Raw genomic sequence first — 19951 nt, forward strand, 5'->3', positions numbered from 1 at the left:
TTTTTACCCCATTTAAGGTTTAATTAACCCATAGCGCATTGCTAAATGTGTAAGTTTTACATCACTATCAATACTTAATTTTTCAAAAATACGGTAACGGTAAGTGTTAACTGTTTTTACACTTACGAAAAGTTTATCGGCAATTTCTTGAGTGCTAATGCAATTTACAACCATCATGGCAACTTGCATTTCTCGTTCAGACAAGCTGTCAAATGGAGATTGTTGTGTATCCGATAAATACGAACTTGCCAACTGCTCTGCAATATCTGCACTAAAGTACTTACCACCTTGCATTACTTTATTGATTGCACGTACCATTTCTGTAACGGGAGCACCTTTAGTAATGTAACCTTTAGCGCCTGCTTTTAATAATAAAGATGGATAAGGTTCTTCTGCTAAGCCACTGACTGCAATGACTTTTGTATCGGGTGATGATTGTAATAAGCGACGTGTTGTTTCAACACCACCAATACCAGGCATATTGACATCGAGTAGGACGACATTTGGTGCATTTTGACGGATGAGATTAATTGCTTCTTCACCAGATTCAGCTTGGCCAATGACATCAATTTCAGCATGGTCTTCTAGCATTCTACAAATGCCAGTGCGTACCAACTCATGATCATCTACTACTAAAACTGTGATCACCAGCAATCTCCCTCTAATTTATTCATCTTTTTTGTTACATATCGCAAAATAAGCTTGCAATGAAATGACAAAATTAGCAATCCTATTATCAATATTAATTGAAAACATCGGTGCAATTATAAATGGGCGATATATTGCTCATTCTTTTGTGCTAAATGTAAGGTATATTTGAGGTAATAAGCAAATGTATATTACCTCCATAAGTTGAGTAAATATTCGTGAAAAATACTAAAAAAGTGTTAATGAGTGCTTTGGGAGCATCATTACTTCTTTGTTTGAGTTCAACAGGATTTGCTGAAATTGTGATGAATTCTTCAGGGAATTCGGGGCAGGCAAATATTAGTTGGTCATCTGAAGAAGCCAATTTGTTGTTAAATGAAGATGTATCTACTACATCAACATCATTTAGTGAACCATCACCTAAAGGTTCAGTAAATGTGACAACAACTGTTCGAAGTGGCTCCGCCGTACAGTCTGCACCTAAAACAGTTCAAATTTTAGATACATCAAGTTATTCAAATCAACCTTCAGTAAATGCACGTGCTGCTTTAGTTATGGATGCTCAAACAGGTGAAGTGTTATTTGGAAAAAATGCCAATACGGCTCTTCCTATTGCATCTATTACTAAGTTAATGACTGCTGTAGTAACAGCAGATGCTCGTTTAAATATGTCTGAACAGATTACGTTACAGCAAATTGATTTTGCAGGTGCGGGCGGTAAAAATTCAAGTTCTACTTTACGTGTTGGCGATAAGATGAACCGTGCTGAGGTTTTATTATTTGCTTTAATGAAGTCTGAAAATCCTGCTGCGGCAGCTTTAGCACGTACTTATCCAGGTGGTCGTAATGCGTTCTATGCTGCGATGAATGCGAAGGCACGTAGTTTGGGTATGACATCTACACATTATGTAGAATCAAGCGGTTTAGACCCACGTAATGTTGCTTCAGCACGTGATTTAGGTATTTTGGTTTCTGCTGCATCGCAATATAGTGTTATTCGTCAGTTTTCAACAACACCAACATATGATTTTAACTTGGGTTACCGTGTACTAAAATCGAATAATACGAATGCTTTGGTTCGTAACGGTGGTTGGAATATTAATATTTCAAAAACTGGATATATTAATGAAGCGGGTCGTTGTGTAGTTATGCATACGACGTTAAATAACCGTCCTGCCGTTGTTGTGATTTTAGGTGCAAACAATACACAAGCACGTAATGACGATGCTATTCGTTTAATGAATTGGACAAGTCAGTTACCAAAACGCGTTTAATTTAATAAAGTCATTTAAGTTGACTCAACACTTAAATGACTTATATAAAAAAGCCCTGCATTTGCAGGGCTTTTTTATTTTGATCTAAATGTAAGTTACATATTAGATAAAATTGAATCACGAACTTGTTCTAAAGTTGCATCAATTGAAAGCATTACAGCATCAGAACATTGCTTAATAGCCGTGTCAGGATCTTTTAGACCGTTACCTGTAACAGTACAAACAATCACTGAACCTTCAGCAATTTTGCCCGCTTTAATATCACGGATTGCACCGCCAACAGACGCAGCAGAAGCAGGTTCAACAAACACGCCTTCATACATAGAAAGTAAGCGTTGAGCTTCTAAAATTTCAGCATCAGTTAGTTCATCAAACCAACCTTTTGAATCACGTACTACAGCTTTAGCATGGTTCCAGCTTTGTGGATTACCAATACGAATTGCAGTTGCAATTGTTTCTGGATTTTCAACAGGAGCACCACGTAAGAAAGGTGCTGCGCCAGAAGCTTGGTAGCCTGCCATAATTGGTAAGCCAGCAGGTTTTGGGCCTGTGAATGCATCTGTAGCAGGATCGTAAACAACTTGTTCAAACTCGCCAGCAGGTTGGTTTGCAACAGCTTCTGTATAACCCATCCAGTGTGCAGTGATGTTACCCGCGTTACCTACAGGTAGGCAGTGGTAGTCAGGTGCACGACCTAATTCATCAACAATTTCGTAAGCAATGGTCTTTTGACCTTGCAAGCGGTAAGGGTTGATTGAGTTTACGATTGTTACAGGTGCTTTATCTGCAATTTCTTTAACAAGGCGCATGCCGTCATCAAAGTTGCCACGAATTTGCATAGTGATTGCACCATACATCATCGCTTGCGCCATTTTACCCATTGCAATTTTGCCTTCAGGGATTAAAACGAACGCTTTCATACCTGCACGAGCAGCATATGCAGCAGCCGCAGCAGAAGTATTACCTGTAGATGCACAGATAATTGCTTTAGAGCCTTCCTCAGCTGCTTTTGTAACAGCCATGGTCATACCACGGTCTTTAAATGAACCAGTCGGGTTTAAGCCCTCGTACTTCACATAAATTTCAACATTTTTGCCAATAATGCGCGGAATATTTGCAAGCTTAATCAGTGGGGTATTACCTTCGCCTAGTGATACGGCAGGGGTAGTTGCAGACACTGGTAAACGGTCGCGATAGCGGTCAACTAAACCAGTATAACGATTGGCATTCGACATGATGATGTTCCAATTGTGTGTAGAGCTTGGCAAGGGGAAGATATCCCCTTGACCCGATTAATTATCAAGCGATTCTAAACGAATTCGTACAATTTCGCCACGAATCACTGGTAATGCTTGAATTTGTTGAAGAGCTTCATCCATTTTCGATTCTTTAACAGGATCTGTCAAAATCACGATAGGAATAAGATCTTTTAAGCGAGGTTGCTGCATGATTGCATCTATGCTAATTCCGTTACGGCTTAAAATGCTCGTAACGTCAGCCAGAACACCAGTTTGGTCTTCTGCGTTGATGCGGATGTAATAACCTGTTGTCATTTCTTCACGACTTAAAATAGGTAAGTCGGTCAGATTTTCAAAAGCAAGTTGTGGAATTGTGCCTGCACCATCTTCTGTATAAGAGATGTCACGTACGATATCAACAACATCGGCAACCACAGCTGAAGCTGTTGGACCCGCACCCGCACCCGCACCATAATACAGTGTAGGACCAACGGCATTGGCTTGAACCAAAACTGCATTTTTCACGCCATTTACATTGGCAATGAGTTGATCTTCAGGAATAAGTGTAGGGTGAACACGTAGTTCAATACCTGATTCGGCACGACGAGCAATACCAAGGTGTTTGATGCGGAAGCCTAGGTCTTCGGCATATTTCACATCTTGTGCTGTAATTTTGCTAATGCCTTCAGTAAATACTTTGTCAAATTGCAATGGAATACCAAATGCAATTGAAGCAAGGAGTGTTAGCTTGTGTGCAGCATCAATACCTTCAACATCAAAAGTTGGATCTGCTTCTGCATAGCCAAGTTCTTGAGCTTCTTTAAGCACGTCATCAAAAGTACGACCTTTTTCGCGCATTTCTGAAAGAATGAAGTTGCCTGTACCATTAATGATACCTGCAAGCCAGTCAATACGGTTTGCAGCTAAGCCTTCACGGATGACTTTAATAATTGGGATACCACCCGCAACAGCTGCTTCATATGCAATTTGAACTTTATATTCATCGGCAGCTTTAAATAGGGCAGTACCGTGTTCTGCAAGCAAAGCTTTGTTCGCAGTAACAACATGTTTACCGTGTTTCATTGCTTCCATGATGAGTTCGTAAGCAGGATGAATACCACCCATTACTTCAACAACAACATCAACATCGGGCTGGCGTACGATATCCATTAAATCTGAACTTTGCTTGACTGAGTCAGCAAGGTTTAAATCTGGACGTGGACGACGAGTACCTACATGGGTAATTTGAATTTCACGATCTGTGCGACGTCTAATTTCAGCAGCATTTTCTTGTAAGAGTTTAAGGGCACCACCACCTACGGTCCCTAGACCGAGGATTGCCAGACGAACTGGTTTCACGTCACACTCCAAAATTTAATCGTTTATAAGCGAGTCTAGATCATAGCTAAAAAAACGCTAGGACTCTAGGGTAAAAATAACTTTATCTCTACCCATAAAAAACAGTAAGTTAATATATAAATATTAGTTATTTAAGCGGGTATCTAGCTCTTCTGGAGTAAGGTAACCACCAAGGTAAACACCATCTGCATTATAAATTGCAGGTGTACCATTTACGCCCATATTTAAGCCCAATTTATATTGTTCTTGAACAGGGTTTTTACATGTTGCAGGAGCAAGTTGTTCATTGGCAATTGCTTGGTCAAAAGCAGCTTGACGATCTGAACTACACCATACGCTTTCCATAGCAGGCATAAACTGTTCGCCACGTGGCCATGCGATATAGCGTACTTCAATACCTTTGGCATTAATTTCGCTCATGTGTTCGTGTAGTTTATGGCAATACGGGCAGCTTACATCTGTAAAGACATAAACTACATGCTTCGTTTTACCTTTTGCTTTATAAACAATTAAATCTTTGGTATTGAGTTTAGAAAGCAATTTTTTATTTGCTTCTGCTTGCAGATTGTCACTCACGTTGTGTAATTGCGTATCACCCAAACGTACAATGTCACCTTGAATAATATATTTACCATCGCTGGTTGCATAAACAGCAGGCATACCTTCTAAGCTAACCCAATATAAGTTTGGCACTTCAGTTACTTTGACATCTAAAACTTTTGCAGGAATACCTACTTTTTTGAAATGTTCGCCTAATGTTGTAATTAAACGTTGTTGAGCATTTCTTTCAGAAAGATTAGAAGCCTCACCCGTAGCAGGCGTACTCGCAGTTAATGGAGCTTGCTTATTTTCATCGTTATTTGCATTTGAACATGCGCTTAAAGCCATTGTTGTTGCAATAGCAGATGCGATAAAAAGTTTAGAGCGGGTAAAAGTCATAGGTAACCCTTTCTTCTTTGTAGATATAAAATAGACAAATAGAATAACAAAATTCTGAACTTTAGATAAAACTTCTTGGTCTAAAAAATGAAGTCTTTATGTATCTAAGCACGTGGATGATGCTGAGCATGTAGTTGCTGCATACGGACTTGAGCCACATGGGTATAAATTTGAGTTGTCGATAAATCACTATGTCCAAGAAGCATTTGTACCACCCGTAAATCTGCACCATGATTGAGTAAATGTGTTGCAAATGCATGTCTAAGCGTATGCGGAGAAAGTTCGGTGGAAATTCCTGCTTGTAGAGCATAACGCTTAATGGCATACCAGAAATTTTGTCGACTCATAATGCCGCCATGCTGTGTTAAAAATAAATAATCTGTTGAACTTTTATAGAGTGCAGGGCGGGCAGCATTCAAATACTGTTCAATCCAATCTGAAGCAACTTGTCCTAATGGAACAAGCCGTTCTTTATTTCCTTTACCGACAATACGTACATAACCTTGTTTTAAATTAATGAGTTCCAAACGTAAATTAATGAGTTCAGATACGCGTAAGCCACACGCATATAAAACCTCAAACATAGCTCTGTCACGTAAACCTAGTGCTGTATTGGTATCTGGTGCTTGAATAAGTGCTTCAACATCTTGTTCAGATAAATCTTTTGGTAGGGCTCGACCCAATTTAGGGGTTTTATGTGTAGCAACAGGATTATCGTTACGGAGTTTTTGCTCTCTTAAAAATTTAAAGAAAGAGCGTAATGCGGAAAGTGTTCGAGCAATAGACCGAGGGCTTTTTCCTTGCTTGGTTAATTCTAAAAGAATGTCAGAAATATCATCACTCGTCCAAGTTGGCATGGCAGATTTATGTAACTCACTTGCTTGAATAAGATCAGACAAGTAGGCATTACGAGTATGAGGGCTCACAGTTTGAGCAATAAGATAATCTTTAAAGCCTTGTAAAAAACTAAATTCTTCAGGAATGCTGACAGCAGTGGGAATACGTGGCTTTTTGTTTAACATAAAGGAATCAACTTTAAGTATTTCAAATCGATAAAATTATTGATTTTTCTTACTGTAATTTAATTATATCAAACTGTCGATGGTGGAAAATAGATGAGAATTGGAATCGAATCTGATTTGTGAATTATTCTCATTTGCTTGTATACTGTTCAAAAATATTTAGGGTTAGATGCGTGCGTTTATCTGAGTTGAAAGTTAAACAAACAGCTGTCATTCATAAAGTACATCGTGCTTTGGTTGATGAAAGCTCACAAGATCTTGTGGCGAGCCGTTTGGAAACATTAGGTTTTATTCCGGGTACAACTGTAGAGGTTATTACCAAAGGTATTTTTGGTGGTGATCCAATTTTAATTCAAATTGGATTTACACGTTTTGCTTTGCGTAAAGTTGAAGCCGAAAAAATTGAAATCGAAGGAGTATCTGCATGAGTGATGCATTACGTATTGCCCTCGTAGGTAATCCAAACTGTGGTAAAACCTCGCTATTTAACCATTTAACAGGTACACGCCAGAAAGTGGCGAACTACGCAGGCGTAACTGTTGAGCGTAAAGTAGGTCAATTCACTTTGCCTTCTGGTAAGCCTGTGCGTGTGCTCGATTTGCCAGGTGCATATAGCTTAGAAGCAACCAGTCCAGATGAAGCCATTACTCGTGATGTAGTTCAAGGCAAAATTGCAGAAGAAGGCAATCAAGACGCATTTTTATGTGTTGTGGATGCAACAAATTTACGTCTGCATTTGGGCTTAGTGTTAGAAATGATTGAATTGGGTCGCCCAATTTTAGTTGTTTTAAACATGATGGATGAAGCACGCCGTCGTGGTATGCAAATTAATACGCAAAAGCTTGCTGAGCGTTTAGGTGTGCCTGTTGTTGAAACAGTTGCTATTCGTAATACAGGTATTGAGAACCTGATGAATGCACTGGATCAGGGGAAATATGTTGCTCCACATACCGAATTAAGCGGTTTAACAGGTGATAACCACTCAAAAGTTGCAACGATTTTAAATGATGTAGTTCATTTTGTAGATCACGAAGATAAGCGTTCAGATTTCTTAGATAAAATTTTCTTACATCCTGTTCTTGGTTTAATTACTTTAGCCGTGATGATGTTTGTTGTATTCCAAGCCGTTTTTGCTTGGGCTGCACCATTTATGGATGGTATTGAAGGCTTTTTTGGCTGGTTGGGTGAGTTTGTTGGTGGGTTTATCTCGCAACCATTGCTTAACAGCTTAATTGTTGATGGCATTATTGCGGGTGCTGGTGGTGTTGTGGTGTTCTTGCCACAAATTTTAATTCTGTTCTTTTTTATTCTTGTTTTGGAAGAGTCGGGTTATTTACCACGTGCTGCATTCCTACTTGATAAATTGATGTACAAAGCAGGATTAAGTGGTCGTGCATTTATTCCATTGCTTTCGAGTTTTGCTTGCGCCATTCCGGGCATTATGGCAACACGTAGTATTAGTGATCCACGAGATCGTTTAACTACGATTTTTGTTGCACCACTCATGACATGTTCGGCTCGTTTACCTGTATATGCTTTGTTAATTGCTGCATTTATACCTGAATATCAAGTATGGGGCTTGTTTAACTTACAAGGTCTAGTGCTATTTGGTCTGTATATGGCGGGTATTGTGAGTGCTCTTGTGGTTGCAACTGTACTTAAGTTCTTCCAAAAAGATAAGTCACAACATGCTTTACTCATGGAATTACCAAGTTACCGTTTTCCAGATTTAAAGAGTGTTTGGATTGGTTTATTAGACCGTGCCAAAATTTTCTTGAAACGTGTGGGTGGTATCATCTTTGCGCTTTCTATTTTACTTTGGTTCTTGTGCACATTCCCACAACCGCCTGAAGGCGCAACAATGCCAGATATTGACTACTCATTTGCGGGTATGTTGGGGCATTTAATTCAGCCGATTTTTGCACCATTAGGTTTTAACTGGCAGATCTGTATTGCTTTAATTCCTGCAATGGCTGCACGTGAAGTTGTTGTGGCTGCTTTGGGTACGGTATATGCCTTATCTGCAGTAGATGAAGATGCAGTTTCTCAGAGCTTAACGACATTAATTAGTGGTGGAGATTTAGGCTGGTCTGTAGCAACAGGTTTGTCTTTGCTGGTTTGGTTTATTTATGCACCGCATTGTTTAGCGACACTAGCAACAGTGAAACGTGAGACAGGTTCGTGGAAAACAGTCAGCGTTATGACGCTATATTTATTCGGATTGGCATACATGATGTCATTCTTCACTTATCAAATTGCTTCACATTATTTGGGCTAAGTTCATTTAACCTTAATGAAGTGAAAGGAGATTGAAATGATTGAAATTCTAATTGTTGCAGTATTGGTCATTTGGAGTGCGATTGTTGTTTTTAAGAAAGTTTTTCCTAAAACATCAACTTCAGTCTTTATGTCACTTTCAAATATATGCGATGCAAAAGGATGGACAACTTTAGCAAAATGGTTGAAACCAGCTATGGCTACAGGTTGCGGTGGTGGCTGTGGCTGCTCGGCATCTGAAGAGCCAAAAGCACAAAAAACTGAAGTTCAAGCAGTAAAGTGGAAGTAATGAATATAGTTATATTGATTTGATTATAAAAAGCCATCTAAACAGATGGCTTTTTTACGCACTGACACAAAAAAATGAAAAGAAAGTTAAAACAGAAAAAGCAAATAAAACATCAAAGTGCTAACATTTCAGCAGTTCTAAAATATATCCAAACTATGGTGCAAAAATGTTGATACAGCGTGGTGGTTTAAAGGTCGTTGCTGGGTTAGGTATTTCAGGTGTGGCAGCCGTTAATTTTTTGCATAAACATGGTTATCGTGTTGCGGTGACAGATTCACGTGAAAATCCTCCTGGACATGATCAAATTCCCGCTGAAATTCAAACAAGTTTTGGTCAACTCGATTTAGAACTTTTGTTATCTGCTGAAGAAGTTGTTATTAGTCCCGGATTAGATCCGAAAATTGAACAAATTCAGCAAGTCCTAAATAAAGGTATTCCTGTTGTAAGTGAAATTCAGATTTTACGCCGTGCGACAGATAAGCCGATTGTGGCAATTACAGGCTCGAATGCAAAAAGTACCGTTACGACTTTAATGGGTATTATGGCGCAAGCAGCAGGTAAAAAAGTTGCAGTAGGTGGTAATTTAGGACGTCCAGCACTCGATTTAACCAATGATGATCCTGAGCTTTATATTCTAGAGCTTTCTAGCTTTCAGCTTGAAGCAACATCAAATTTAAATGCTGATGTCGCTGTGGTTCTAAATATGAGTGAAGATCATTTAGATCGTCATGGTGATATGTTTGGTTATCACACAGCGAAGCATCGTATTTTCCAAGGTGTTAAAAAAGTTGTTTATAACCGTGATGATTCATTAACTCGTCCATTGGTTCCAGATGTAACCCCAATGCAAAGTTTTGGTCTAAATGCACCAGATATGAATCAATTTGGCGTTTTGAAAGATACGGATGGCACAATTTGGTTGGCACGTGGTCGTGAGCGATTATTAAAAAGCTCAGATATGTATATTCAAGGTACACATAACGTAGCAAATGCTTTGGCATGTTTAGCGTTGGGCGAAGCAATTGGTTTGCCTTTGGACACAATGCTTGAAACATTAAAGACATTTAAGGGCTTAGAGCATCGCTGTGAATTTGTTAGAGAAGTACATGGTGTTCGTTATTATAATGATTCTAAAGGGACGAATATTGGTGCGACTTTAGCTGCAATTGATGGCTTAGGTGCTGCAATTGAAGCAAAAGGCGGAAAGGTTGCGATTATTTTAGGTGGGCAAGGTAAAGGGCAGGACTTTACTGCATTACGTGATTCTTTAAGTAAATATGCTAAGGTTGCAGTATTGATTGGTGAAGATGCTGCGATCATTGAAAAAGCAATTACAGGTACAACAACACTTTTACATGCCACAACATTTAAAGAAAGTGTTGAATTATGTCAGCAAAATACGCAAGCCAATGATGTTGTTTTACTTTCACCTGCATGTGCAAGTTTTGATATGTTTACGGGCTATCCGCAACGCGGACATCAGTTTGTAGAACTAGTCAACGAACTAAACTAAGAATAATAGGAAGACTGATATGGCTGGGTTTGCTCAGACAACTATCAATAAAATAAATCAAATATATGATCAGTGGGCACCTAAGTTGCCTGCTGAAGTTAATGTTCGTAATGTATTGATTTTTTGTGTATTGGCTTTACTTTGCTTTGGAACTGTTATGGTGGCTTCAGCATCTATGCCTTATGCAGACCGCATGCATGAAACCCCATTCCATTATGTGACAAGACATAGTATTTCTATTTTTGTAGCATCTATAGCAGCATTAGTTGCATATAGATTTCCACTCAATTTATGGTTTAACAACACGTTTTTTTTGTGGATTATTACCATTGTTTTACTGACTGCCGTTTTAGTTGTTGGTACAGAAGTAAATGGTTCAAAACGATGGATACGTGTCGCAGGCTTTACTTTACAGGCATCTGAAGTTGCTAAGCTGATGATGGCAATCTTTACTGCAGATTATGTGGTAAGGCGTGCAGAAGAGGTACGTAATAATATTAAAGGGCTTATTCGTCTTGGTATTATTATGGCTGCGACGGTTGGTTTGGTCATGGCGGAGCCTGATCTAGGGGCAACGGTTGTTATTGCTTTAACCATGCTAGGCGTTTTCTTTTTGGCAGGTGCACCATTGATTCAGTTTGCGATTGCCTTTGGTGCCATTATTGCTGCATTTGTTTTTCTTGTGTTGTTTGAGCCTTACCGTTTAGCTCGCTTAATGTCATTTTCTAATCCTTGGAGTGATCCTTTAGGAGCGGGTTATCAGCTTTCTAATGCACTTATGGCATTTGGACGAGGAGAGTGGTCAGGTGTTGGCTTAGGACATAGTATTCAAAAAATGTCTTATTTACCTGAAGCACATACAGACTTTATGCTTGCAATTTTGGGTGAGGAGTTTGGCTTTTTAGGTATTTCAACAGTTCTCACACTTTCATTTATCATGCTAGTTTGCTGTATTTTAATTGGACACCGTGCCTTAAAAAACCAGTATTTAAGAGCAGGTTATTTGGCATATGGTATTAGTATTATTTTCCTTATGCAGATACTTGTAAATGCAGGTATGAATATGGGGATGTTGCCAACTAAAGGTTTAACACTACCATTTATTAGCTATGGCGGTTCATCGTTAATTATGTGTGCAGTAATGATTAGTTTGATTTTGAAAATTGAATCAACCACACATGATAAAAATGCAAGTCGCGAAGAATCAAGTTTTTAATAAAAAATAAATTTAAAAACCGAGCATTGATGCTCGGTTTTTTATGGCTCTATTTAGATGTAAATACCGTCTAATTGCGTACAATGCGGAATACGTTCTAAACTCCATTGAGCAATGGCTTGTTGCAACATTCTGTGAGGTTGGTCTAATTCAACGGCAGGTTGCTTGAGTGCATGTAGTGCTTGTTGAAGCAATTCAGATGGTTTTGTTAAATCAAGGGCTTGAGCCATATTTTGTTTAGATAGCTTCTGTCCAGAATCATTCATAGCAAGTGGCAAATGGATATATTCCAGACGTGGGTAGTTTAACAAGTCACCCAACCAAATTTGTCGTTCAGTATTATCAAGTAAGTCTGCACCTCGAACGACATGCGTCATTCCTTGTAAATAATCGTCTACTACAACAGCCAATTGATAGTTAATAATTCCATCACGACGTTTTAAAACAAAATCACCAAGGTCTTTTTCTAAATTTGAGCAATGTTGTCCTTGAAGATGATCTTGAAAGCAAATATCAGTATTGGATACTTTCACACGAATGGCTTGGTGATGAAAGGGAAGAGCGAGATCTCGACAGGTTCCTGCATAAATATGATTAGAACCAAGCATTTTTCGCGTGCATTGACAGGCATAGACGCTGTTTTCTTGATGTAGCTGTTGAATGACATCTTCATAAATATCTAAACGATCTTTTTGAAAAATGATGTCTGAATCGGGCTTAAATTCAAAAGCATCTATTGCACGAAGAATATGTGCTTCACTTCCAGGATAAATACGAGGGATGTCTGTATCTTCAATACGAACATGCCAAAGACCTTTATTGGCTTTGGCATCGCAGTAACTTGCAACTGCCGTTATTAAAGATCCAAAATGCAAAGGGCCGGTTGGCGATGGCGCGAACCGACCTGAGTAGCGATTTAGCGAAACATTGTTTCGTTCTTGCGCAAGAGGAGCATGCTCCGCAAGGGAGCTGAGCTCGGCTGAAGAATTCTCAACAGTCACAATTAACCGTTATTTTGCTTCTCTTTGATCTCTGCTAAAGTTTTGCAGTCAATACAAAGTGTTGCAGTTGGACGTGCTTCTAAACGACGCAAACCAATTTCGATACCACAAGTTTCACAGAAACCATAGTCATCGTTTTTAATGGCTTCAATAGATTGCTCGATTTTACGGATGAGTTTACGTTCACGGTCGCGTGTACGTAGTTCAATCGCAAACTCTTCTTCTTGAGTAGCACGGTCATTTACGTCTGGAAGTGCAGTATTTTCATCCTGCATTGTATTCAAAGTACGATCTACTTCAGACATCAATTCTTCTTTCCACGCTAAAAGAATTTTGCGGAAGTGTTCAAGCTGTCCTTCAGACATGTACTCTTCATTTTTTTTAGGCTGATAAGGCTCAATACCAAATAAGCTAGCAGCTGGACCGCTTTCTGATGCTTTTGACTTTGGTTTACGCACTTTTTTTGCAGATTTTTCTTCTACAATATTTGTTTGCTCGTCCAAGACTTGATTTTGATTGTCATTCGCCATGTAAGGCATTCCTCATCATATACGTATATCAATACGCAAAAAATATGGTGATATGCAAGTGTCTGTTTCCACACTCCCCACATAGATAAACGTTCTTTGGGGGTCGTCATCATATAGACTTTTTATGTATTTTGATAGTCTTTGATGTTTTGGATTTGACCCCTCATTCCTTCTTTTGCAGGCAATAAAATAAAGCATTCGCTACAAAATTAAAAGTTAATAGCCTGAAATTTTTAAATTTATTTTAGGTTTGAATGCTTCAACTCGGTGTACTTTTGTACTAAAAGTACCATCTTCTTTTAAATGTAGTACACGATATCCGGGCGCTGTGTCATCTAATGCAAACTGTTCACTCTTAGGTTTGAATTGCACGCAAGTTGAGGGTGTAGAATAAAAATGGATATTATTCCAAAGGTTAAGTGATTCTTGATGGACATGTCCAAAAAGCACCATTTTAATATTTAAGTGCTTTTTGAATATTTCAGTAAAACTTTCGCTATTTTTGAGTTTGTGGTTATCAATCCAACGAGAATCCATTTCTAAAGGATGATGATGGCAGGTAATAATAATATGTTGATTTTTATGTTCTATAAGCAGTTGATCAAGTTGCTGTAGTTGTTCATCATCAATCCAGCCATGAATCTGATTTTTTACGGCACTATTAAGTAAAATAAATGTCCATACACCTAGTTGAATGGCATGAGCTTGATTCTGATTGAGGTGAAAAGGGAACAACTCGGCTTTATCGTGATTTCCGGGAATTTGATAAAATGGAATTCCTGTGTGCCCCATGAAATTGACATAAGTATCGTAAGTTTCAGAAACTGGGACTTGAGCTAAGTCGCCAGTATGGAATATAGAATTTACATTTGGATATTTTTGTTGAATATCATCAATAACGGCATGAAAAGTCACAAATGGGTTCATTTGTAAAAATTCTAGGTGTTCTTTATTCATCAGATGCGTATCTGAGATTTGTATGACTGTTAAATCTTTTTGATTATTATTTTCTGTTAAAGCCATGCCCATCCCCTTTAGACATTTTGTTTTGTTTTAATGTATTGTTTTAACCATTGTAAAGCCATAATAACGGGTGCATTTCTTAAACGTCCATTCGTTAAAAATGTGTTTAAGTCATGGTAGGAGATTAGATGAAGTTGGATATTTTCTCCCTCATCTGGCATACCAAAAATGCCCCCTTCTTTTGGTAATTTTACTTTTGCACTATATAAGTGAAAAAGCTCTGAACAAGCCCCAGCAGATGGGTAGAACGTGAAGAGATGTTCTAAGGCATCTACTTCACATCCTGATTCTTCTAGAGATTCTCTGCGAATGCAATTTTCAGGTGATTCATCACCATCGAGTACACCTGCAATAATTTCAAGTTGCCATGGAGAGTGTTCATCATCCATAGCACCTACTCGAAACTGTTCAATTAAAGCAAATTTTTGCTGTTCATCATCATAAAGTAGAACACCTGCTGCTTCAGGGCGATGAATGAGTTCACGCTGAATAGTCGGTGTATATGAAGTTTTATTAAACAATTGATGAGATAAACTCACTTTTTCAACTTGGATAAAACCTCGAAATATATATTCACGTTTCTGAATTTTATAATCGTTAATTCCATAAGTTGCTTGTTTAATAATATTCATAATTTATTCATTAGGATAAATGAAATCTTATTTTATCCTAACTGAAAACAATATGAATACAAACTATTTTTTGCTCATTTAGACTTTATGGTACAACTTTTGTCCTTGTTCCAAATACGCGTCACTCATAGCTTGGAGACCTATTTCAATTTCTTGATTGTTTTGCTCGGAATTAATCTCAGCATTTTGATTTTGAGCATACTCTCTCACATTTTGTGTAATTTTCATTGAGCAAAATTTAGGTCCGCACATCGAACAAAAGTGAGCAGATTTATGCGCTTCTTTGGGCATAGTTTCATCGTGCATACTACGAGCAGTGTCAGGATCTAAACTTAAGTTAAACTGATCATCCCATCTGAACTCAAAACGTGCTTTTGAAAGGGCATTATCACGTGCTTGAGATCCTGGGTGTCCTTTTGCAAGGTCTGCTGCATGTGCTGCAATTTTATAGGTGATGATGCCATCTTTTACATCTTTTTTGTTTGGTAAGCCTAAGTGTTCTTTGGGTGTGACATAGCAAAGCATGGCTGTACCGTACCAACCAATCATCGCAGCGCCAATCGCGGAGGTAATGTGATCATAGCCTGGTGCGATATCTGTTGTTAATGGACCAAGCGTATAAAAAGGTGCTTCTTTACAAACCTCAAGCTGTAAGTCCATATTTTCTTTAATCATGTGCATTGGTACATGACCTGGACCTTCAATAATTACTTGAACATCATGTTCCCAAGCTTTATGAGTTAATTCCCCTAAGGTTCGTAGTTCATTAAATTGTGCTTCATCGTTAGCATCTTGAACACAGCCAGGACGTAAGCCATCGCCTAAGCTAAATGAAACATCATAAGCTTTCATAATTTCGCAAATTTCATCGAAATGTGTATATAGGAAGTTTTCTTGATGATGTGCTAAACACCACTGCGCCATGATTGAACCACCACGTGAAACAATTCCTGTCAGGCGATTTGCGGTTTGTGGTACATATCTTAAAAGTACACCTGCATGAATGGTGAAGTAGTCTACGCCTTGTTCTGCTTGTTCAATAAGCGTGTCTTTAAAAATTTCCCATGTTAAATCTTCAGCAACACCATTTACTTTTTCTAAGGCTTGATAAATAGGAACAGTACCAATAGGAACAGGGGAGTTGCGAATAATCCATTCACGGGTTTCATGAATATTTTTCCCTGTCGATAAATCCATAATGGTGTCTGCACCCCAACGTGTTGCCCATGTCATTTTTGAAACTTCTTCATCAATGCTAGAGCCAAGTGCCGAATTACCAATATTGGCATTAATTTTCACAAGAAAATTACGACCAATAATCATGGGTTCACATTCAGGATGGTTAATGTTTGCAGGAATAATGGCACGTCCTGACGCAACTTCTTGGCGAACAAATTCAGGTGTTATTTCACGTAAATTTTGCGCCCCAAAGTTTTGCCCTACATGTTGGCGCATATCTACACCTTCACGCTGTCTTTGGTTTTCGCGAATGGCAATGTATTCCATCTCTGGTGTAATAATGCCTTGTTTTGCATAATGCATTTGCGTGACATTTTTGCCAGATTTAGCACGTCTTGGTTTTTGAATATGTGCAAAACGAATATCTGCTGTACGAATATCTTTTAAGCGTTCTTGCCCAAATTGAGAAGTGAGGGTTTCTAAGTGCTCTGTATCTTCACGTTCTTCAATCCATGTTTCACGAACATTGGGTAAACCCTTTTTAAGGTCAATAGTTACATTTGGATCGGTATAAACGCCAGAAGTGTCATACACCATAAGAGGTGGGTTTTTTTCACCGCCTAAGCCTGTAGGTGTATCTGTTAGTTTAATTTCACGCATAGGCACGCGAATATCAGGGCGTGAACCTTGTACATATACTTTTTTTGAGGCAGGTAAAATTCGAGTTAAATCTTTAGCATCTTGCTCATGTTGAGCAGAAATTTCAGAAGCAGTGAGATTCGTTAATTGGTTCATTGCAATGATCCTTATGAATGAAATCAACGAATCAAGCACGACCAAAAACGTGGCATATTTATCTTGTGAAATTGAGATAAATTGGGGCTTCGGTTTGTCGGTTGGCTTGATTCCTACGCAGGTATTAACCTGATCAGGTTCAACGGTACTCACCATCAAATAAAACCTTTGGGAATTATTTAGGTGATCTCAGCGAGTTTTTACTCGCGCTCCGTCAAGCGATGTGCGGATATTAGCATGAAGTCAATTGAAAAACAGTGGCTGTTTAATCTTCATCTAATTTTGTGAGGTTGGTGTGATATTTTAAAAAATAGACTTAATGTTTGTGGCAAATTGCATCTGAAAAACAGTCTATATCTTGATTAATTCGAATAGGTTTTAGCTTTAAGTATTCATTAAGTTGAGATGCTGAATAATCGGCATGGGTTATTTTTTTTCTTTCCACTTGATTGATTTGAATAAAAGTTAAAAAACGTCTGGCTTGATCAGCAAGTTGAGAATTATTTAACTTTGCAAGCTTTTGAATTGCAGATAAATGATCACTTTTAATTGATACTTCACCAAAATATGAATTAGAAACAGGATCTTCAGGCATGCCTTTGAATAATAACTGTGTATATGCTTGTTTTAAGTATTCTGCTTCTTCTATAAAGTGGCTTTTAGGATATTGGTCTATATAACTTTCCCAAAATAAAGCACGATCTGAAATTTCTTTAGCATCGATAGTGATGTGGTGGTTATGAAAAGTATTTTGCATATTTTGCTGTGCTAAGCTTTCAATAAAAATCCGTTCAGCTTGAGGTAGGTAGGGTGCAAATAAGCGTGCAAGATACTGCGGATTGCGTCTATAAACTAATTCATGCTGGGCAGTTTCATGTAGCTCAATATATGCTTGTCCTTTGTGTTTTAGTAAATATTGATCTCTTAAGCTAAATTCTTCTTGGTGACTTTGTTGAATAGTAGGGTATTGCGCCATGTCTAATGCGTAAAAATCAAAAGCACTTTGCTCTTTTGGCGTGCGTTTAACGATAAGGAAATTATCGTACATTTGGTTGCTTAAATGTATTAAGGCTATTTGATGTTTGAAGTCTGCAAGAGGTACGCAGATTTTTAAATTTTGATTAATTTGTTCTAATGCAAAGGTTGTACGTGTGTTATCAATTTCTTGCATTTCTTTGCTTAAGTTGTTGCAAAGTTTTGTTAGATCGAGTTCGATAGGTTCTTCATAAGTTTCTTCAACTTGAATAGGTGGAGGATCAGACTTTTGACATGCAACTAAGCTAAGCATAGAGCTTAAAATACTTAGAATAATAGCGATGTAAAAAAATTTATATTTCACTAGAGCTTATACAGACATTATCTAAAATAAACATTTTCAATCTTAGCGTTGAATAATGAAAAATGATTGTGGAGTTGTGAGTTGATTTCGTAAATATATGGTAGTGAACGTAACAAATTTCATTAAAATGGATAGATTGTGAAAATACTATATATTTTAAATAAGTGAAAAATATACATAAAAAAGATGTTGAAGCTTTAAAATTTATGATGTTATTGAGGATATATAAAATGTTCTTGGTTACTAGACTCAATTCGGTAAGGGCTTAAATAAAACAATGAAGAAAAACTTTTTATGTTTTTTATCTTTAGCGGTAATAAGTCCGTGGGTTAGTGCTCTAGACTTAGTCGATGCTTATGATCGTGCTAAAAATTCAGATCCGAACTGGCAAGCCAATATTTTGCAATACGAAGCAGATCAACTAAATTTAGGTTTAGCAAAAGGGAATCTTTTACCTACAGTTACGATATCTGGAAATATCACAAGAAAAAGCCAAGAGATGAATAGTATTTCGATTCCTGGCGCACCAGAAATTAATTCTGACAATTTAATGTCGGCAACATCTACTACACGTCAAGCTTCCGTTACGGCAAGACAGCCTTTGTTTAGATGGGATGCTTGGGAAGGGCTTAAACAGGTTAAAACTTCAATTAGCTTAAGTGAAGTCACTTTAAAGGTTCAGCAACAAGATCATATTTTAAATGTTTCAGAATCATATTTTAATGTGTTGAGACAACAAGCTTTAACAGCTGCCTATTTACAAGAGGAAAAAGCCTTACTAGAACAACTTAATATGATGAATGCTAAATTAAGAGAAGGACTCATTGCAAAAAGTGATGTTAGTGAAGCAAATGCTCAATACCAAAATGCACGAGCAAATCGTATTTCAACGCATATTCAATTAATTTTAGCTCAAGAACAATTGTCACAAATGATTGGGTCATATCAAGAAAATTTGGCTGTACTTCGTAGCGACTTTAAATTTCAAAAGCCAATTCCTGAAAAGCTTAAAGACTGGACGGATCTTGCACAATCTCAAAATTTAAATGTGCAACAAGCTCGATTACAATATAAATATGCTGAAGATGGTGTACGTGTAGAACGAGCTGCCAAGTATCCTCAAGTTGAAGCTGTAGGGACTTATGGATATACCAAACAAAGTCCTGAAAGTTTAATGTCACAAAATGGTGAGTTTGATCAAATTGGTGTAGAAGTAAACTGGAATATTTTTAATGGTGGGCGCGTAAAAAAGAATGTGCAAAAAGCATCAGTTAATGCAAAAAAAGCACAAGCACAACTTGATGCAAGTATTTTAAAAGCAAATACAGATGTCAAAAAATCATACTTACAAGTTGAGACGGATCAAGCCAAAATTGAAGCAAGAAAGACAGCAATGGAGTCTTCAGAAATTGTATCAAAAGCATCAAAAGCACAGTATAACGAAGGACTAAAAACCATGGTTGACGTGCTTTTAGCACAACGAAACGCATTTTCTACCAAACAAGAGTATTTGAATGCTAAATATGATTACATTGTAAATTTTTTACGCTTGAAAGCATCTGTAGGGCAGTTAAATGAACAGGTGTTAAAGGAAATGAATATGTGGCTTATTTCAAAATAATCTACTTATTAGATTGATTTAAAGAAACAGATAAGATGCTCAACTTTGTCATAAAA

18 protein-coding genes and 1 riboswitch are annotated in these 19951 nt (G+C 37.7%); of the genes, 7 read left to right on the forward strand and 11 right to left on the reverse strand.

The window, feature by feature from the left end; all coding sequences use genetic code 11:
• Positions 1-12 precede the first annotated feature (12 nt).
• On the reverse strand, positions 13-648 hold the full coding sequence (gacA, locus tag AC5YC8_RS11870) for a response regulator transcription factor GacA (RefSeq protein ID WP_171501186.1): 636 nt from the start codon (positions 646-648) through the stop codon (positions 13-15).
• Positions 649-866: 218 nt separating this feature from the next.
• Here gacA and AC5YC8_RS11875 point away from each other — a divergent pair, with 218 nt between their 5' ends.
• Positions 867-1922 (forward strand): serine hydrolase, encoded by a 1056-nt coding sequence (locus AC5YC8_RS11875; RefSeq protein ID WP_496164676.1) that lies wholly within the window; start codon positions 867-869, stop codon positions 1920-1922.
• 95 nt (positions 1923-2017) lie between these two features.
• Here the strand turns inward: AC5YC8_RS11875 and thrC are convergent, their stop codons facing one another.
• The 4 genes from thrC to xerD all read right to left on the reverse strand — a co-directional run bounded on the left by thrC (position 2018) and on the right by xerD (position 6480).
• On the reverse strand, positions 2018-3157 hold the full coding sequence (gene thrC / locus AC5YC8_RS11880) for a threonine synthase (protein WP_496118103.1): 1140 nt from the start codon (positions 3155-3157) through the stop codon (positions 2018-2020).
• 57 nt (positions 3158-3214) lie between these two features.
• Positions 3215-4519, reverse strand: coding sequence for a homoserine dehydrogenase (locus tag AC5YC8_RS11885; RefSeq protein ID WP_496164677.1), 1305 nt, complete (start codon positions 4517-4519; stop codon positions 3215-3217).
• Positions 4520-4642: 123 nt separating this feature from the next.
• On the reverse strand, positions 4643-5458 hold the full coding sequence (locus AC5YC8_RS11890) for a DsbC family protein (RefSeq protein ID WP_496118099.1): 816 nt from the start codon (positions 5456-5458) through the stop codon (positions 4643-4645).
• Between the two features lie 104 nt (positions 5459-5562).
• Complete coding sequence (xerD, locus tag AC5YC8_RS11895) at positions 5563-6480, reverse strand: site-specific tyrosine recombinase XerD (RefSeq protein ID WP_496118097.1); 918 nt, start codon at positions 6478-6480, stop codon at positions 5563-5565.
• Positions 6481-6653: 173 nt separating this feature from the next.
• Between xerD and AC5YC8_RS11900 the strand changes: the two genes are divergently transcribed.
• The 5 genes from AC5YC8_RS11900 (at position 6654) to ftsW (ending at position 11775) form a co-directional block, all read left to right on the forward strand.
• Entirely contained in the window at positions 6654-6908 is a 255-nt protein-coding gene (locus AC5YC8_RS11900; protein ID WP_496118096.1) for a FeoA family protein, read from the forward strand.
• Positions 6905-8758 (forward strand): ferrous iron transporter B, encoded by a 1854-nt coding sequence (gene feoB / locus AC5YC8_RS11905; RefSeq protein ID WP_496118094.1) that lies wholly within the window; start codon positions 6905-6907, stop codon positions 8756-8758. Before AC5YC8_RS11900 ends, feoB begins: the two co-directional genes overlap by 4 nt.
• Before the next feature lie 36 nt (positions 8759-8794).
• On the forward strand, positions 8795-9046 hold the full coding sequence (locus tag AC5YC8_RS11910; RefSeq protein WP_496164679.1) for a DUF6587 family protein: 252 nt from the start codon (positions 8795-8797) through the stop codon (positions 9044-9046).
• Between the two features lie 166 nt (positions 9047-9212).
• On the forward strand, positions 9213-10559 hold the full coding sequence (murD, locus tag AC5YC8_RS11915; RefSeq protein ID WP_496118092.1) for a UDP-N-acetylmuramoyl-L-alanine--D-glutamate ligase: 1347 nt from the start codon (positions 9213-9215) through the stop codon (positions 10557-10559).
• A 19-nt stretch (positions 10560-10578) separates the two neighbouring features.
• Complete coding sequence (ftsW, locus tag AC5YC8_RS11920) at positions 10579-11775, forward strand: putative lipid II flippase FtsW (RefSeq protein WP_496164680.1); 1197 nt, start codon at positions 10579-10581, stop codon at positions 11773-11775.
• A 53-nt stretch (positions 11776-11828) separates the two neighbouring features.
• Here ftsW and gluQRS read toward each other — a convergent pair whose 3' ends face one another.
• From gluQRS to AC5YC8_RS11950, 6 genes are all read right to left on the reverse strand, one after another.
• On the reverse strand, positions 11829-12776 hold the full coding sequence (gene gluQRS / locus AC5YC8_RS11925) for a tRNA glutamyl-Q(34) synthetase GluQRS (RefSeq protein ID WP_496164681.1): 948 nt from the start codon (positions 12774-12776) through the stop codon (positions 11829-11831).
• A gap of 2 nt (positions 12777-12778) precedes the next feature.
• Positions 12779-13306 (reverse strand): RNA polymerase-binding protein DksA, encoded by a 528-nt coding sequence (gene dksA / locus AC5YC8_RS11930; RefSeq protein ID WP_496118087.1) that lies wholly within the window; start codon positions 13304-13306, stop codon positions 12779-12781.
• Between the two features lie 216 nt (positions 13307-13522).
• Complete coding sequence (gene cpdA / locus AC5YC8_RS11935; RefSeq protein WP_496164682.1) at positions 13523-14335, reverse strand: 3',5'-cyclic-AMP phosphodiesterase; 813 nt, start codon at positions 14333-14335, stop codon at positions 13523-13525.
• 5 nt (positions 14336-14340) lie between these two features.
• Positions 14341-14961: an NUDIX domain-containing protein gene (locus AC5YC8_RS11940; RefSeq protein ID WP_496118083.1), complete on the reverse strand. Its 621-nt coding sequence runs from the start codon at positions 14959-14961 to the stop codon at positions 14341-14343.
• A gap of 78 nt (positions 14962-15039) precedes the next feature.
• Positions 15040-16935, reverse strand: a complete 1896-nt coding sequence (thiC, locus tag AC5YC8_RS11945; RefSeq protein ID WP_496164683.1) for a phosphomethylpyrimidine synthase ThiC — start codon at positions 16933-16935, stop codon at positions 15040-15042.
• Between the two features lie 93 nt (positions 16936-17028).
• Positions 17029-17159: riboswitch (TPP riboswitch) on the reverse strand.
• A gap of 92 nt (positions 17160-17251) precedes the next feature.
• The gene (locus tag AC5YC8_RS11950; RefSeq protein WP_496164684.1) at positions 17252-18274 is read right to left on the reverse strand and encodes a hypothetical protein; all 1023 of its coding nucleotides are present in this window, start codon (positions 18272-18274) and stop codon (positions 17252-17254) included.
• A 277-nt stretch (positions 18275-18551) separates the two neighbouring features.
• Here AC5YC8_RS11950 and abuO point away from each other — a divergent pair, with 277 nt between their 5' ends.
• Positions 18552-19895, forward strand: a complete 1344-nt coding sequence (gene abuO / locus AC5YC8_RS11955) for a multidrug efflux outer membrane protein AbuO (protein ID WP_496118077.1) — start codon at positions 18552-18554, stop codon at positions 19893-19895.
• Positions 19896-19951 lie beyond the last annotated feature (56 nt).

This window comes from Acinetobacter sp. FY731, assembly GCF_059515905.1.

Excerpts from the sequence above, each read along its gene's own strand:
- thiC (WP_496164683.1), bottom strand. The coding sequence starts at position 16,935 with ATGAACCAATTAACGAATCTCACTGCTTCTGAAATTTCTGCTCAACAT.
- murD (WP_496118092.1), top strand. The coding sequence starts at position 9,213 with ATGTTGATACAGCGTGGTGGTTTAAAGGTCGTTGCTGGGTTAGGTATT.
- thrC (WP_496118103.1), bottom strand. The coding sequence starts at position 3,157 with ATGTCGAATGCCAATCGTTATACTGGTTTAGTTGACCGCTATCGCGAC.
- feoB (WP_496118094.1), top strand. The coding sequence starts at position 6,905 with ATGAGTGATGCATTACGTATTGCCCTCGTAGGTAATCCAAACTGTGGT.
- dksA (WP_496118087.1), bottom strand. The coding sequence starts at position 13,306 with ATGGCGAATGACAATCAAAATCAAGTCTTGGACGAGCAAACAAATATT.
- abuO (WP_496118077.1), top strand. The coding sequence starts at position 18,552 with ATGAAGAAAAACTTTTTATGTTTTTTATCTTTAGCGGTAATAAGTCCG.
- cpdA (WP_496164682.1), bottom strand. The coding sequence starts at position 14,335 with ATGGGCATGGCTTTAACAGAAAATAATAATCAAAAAGATTTAACAGTC.
- AC5YC8_RS11940 (WP_496118083.1), bottom strand. The coding sequence starts at position 14,961 with ATGAATATTATTAAACAAGCAACTTATGGAATTAACGATTATAAAATT.
- AC5YC8_RS11890 (WP_496118099.1), bottom strand. The coding sequence starts at position 5,458 with ATGACTTTTACCCGCTCTAAACTTTTTATCGCATCTGCTATTGCAACA.
- xerD (WP_496118097.1), bottom strand. The coding sequence starts at position 6,480 with ATGTTAAACAAAAAGCCACGTATTCCCACTGCTGTCAGCATTCCTGAA.
- ftsW (WP_496164680.1), top strand. The coding sequence starts at position 10,579 with ATGGCTGGGTTTGCTCAGACAACTATCAATAAAATAAATCAAATATAT.
- AC5YC8_RS11910 (WP_496164679.1), top strand. The coding sequence starts at position 8,795 with ATGATTGAAATTCTAATTGTTGCAGTATTGGTCATTTGGAGTGCGATT.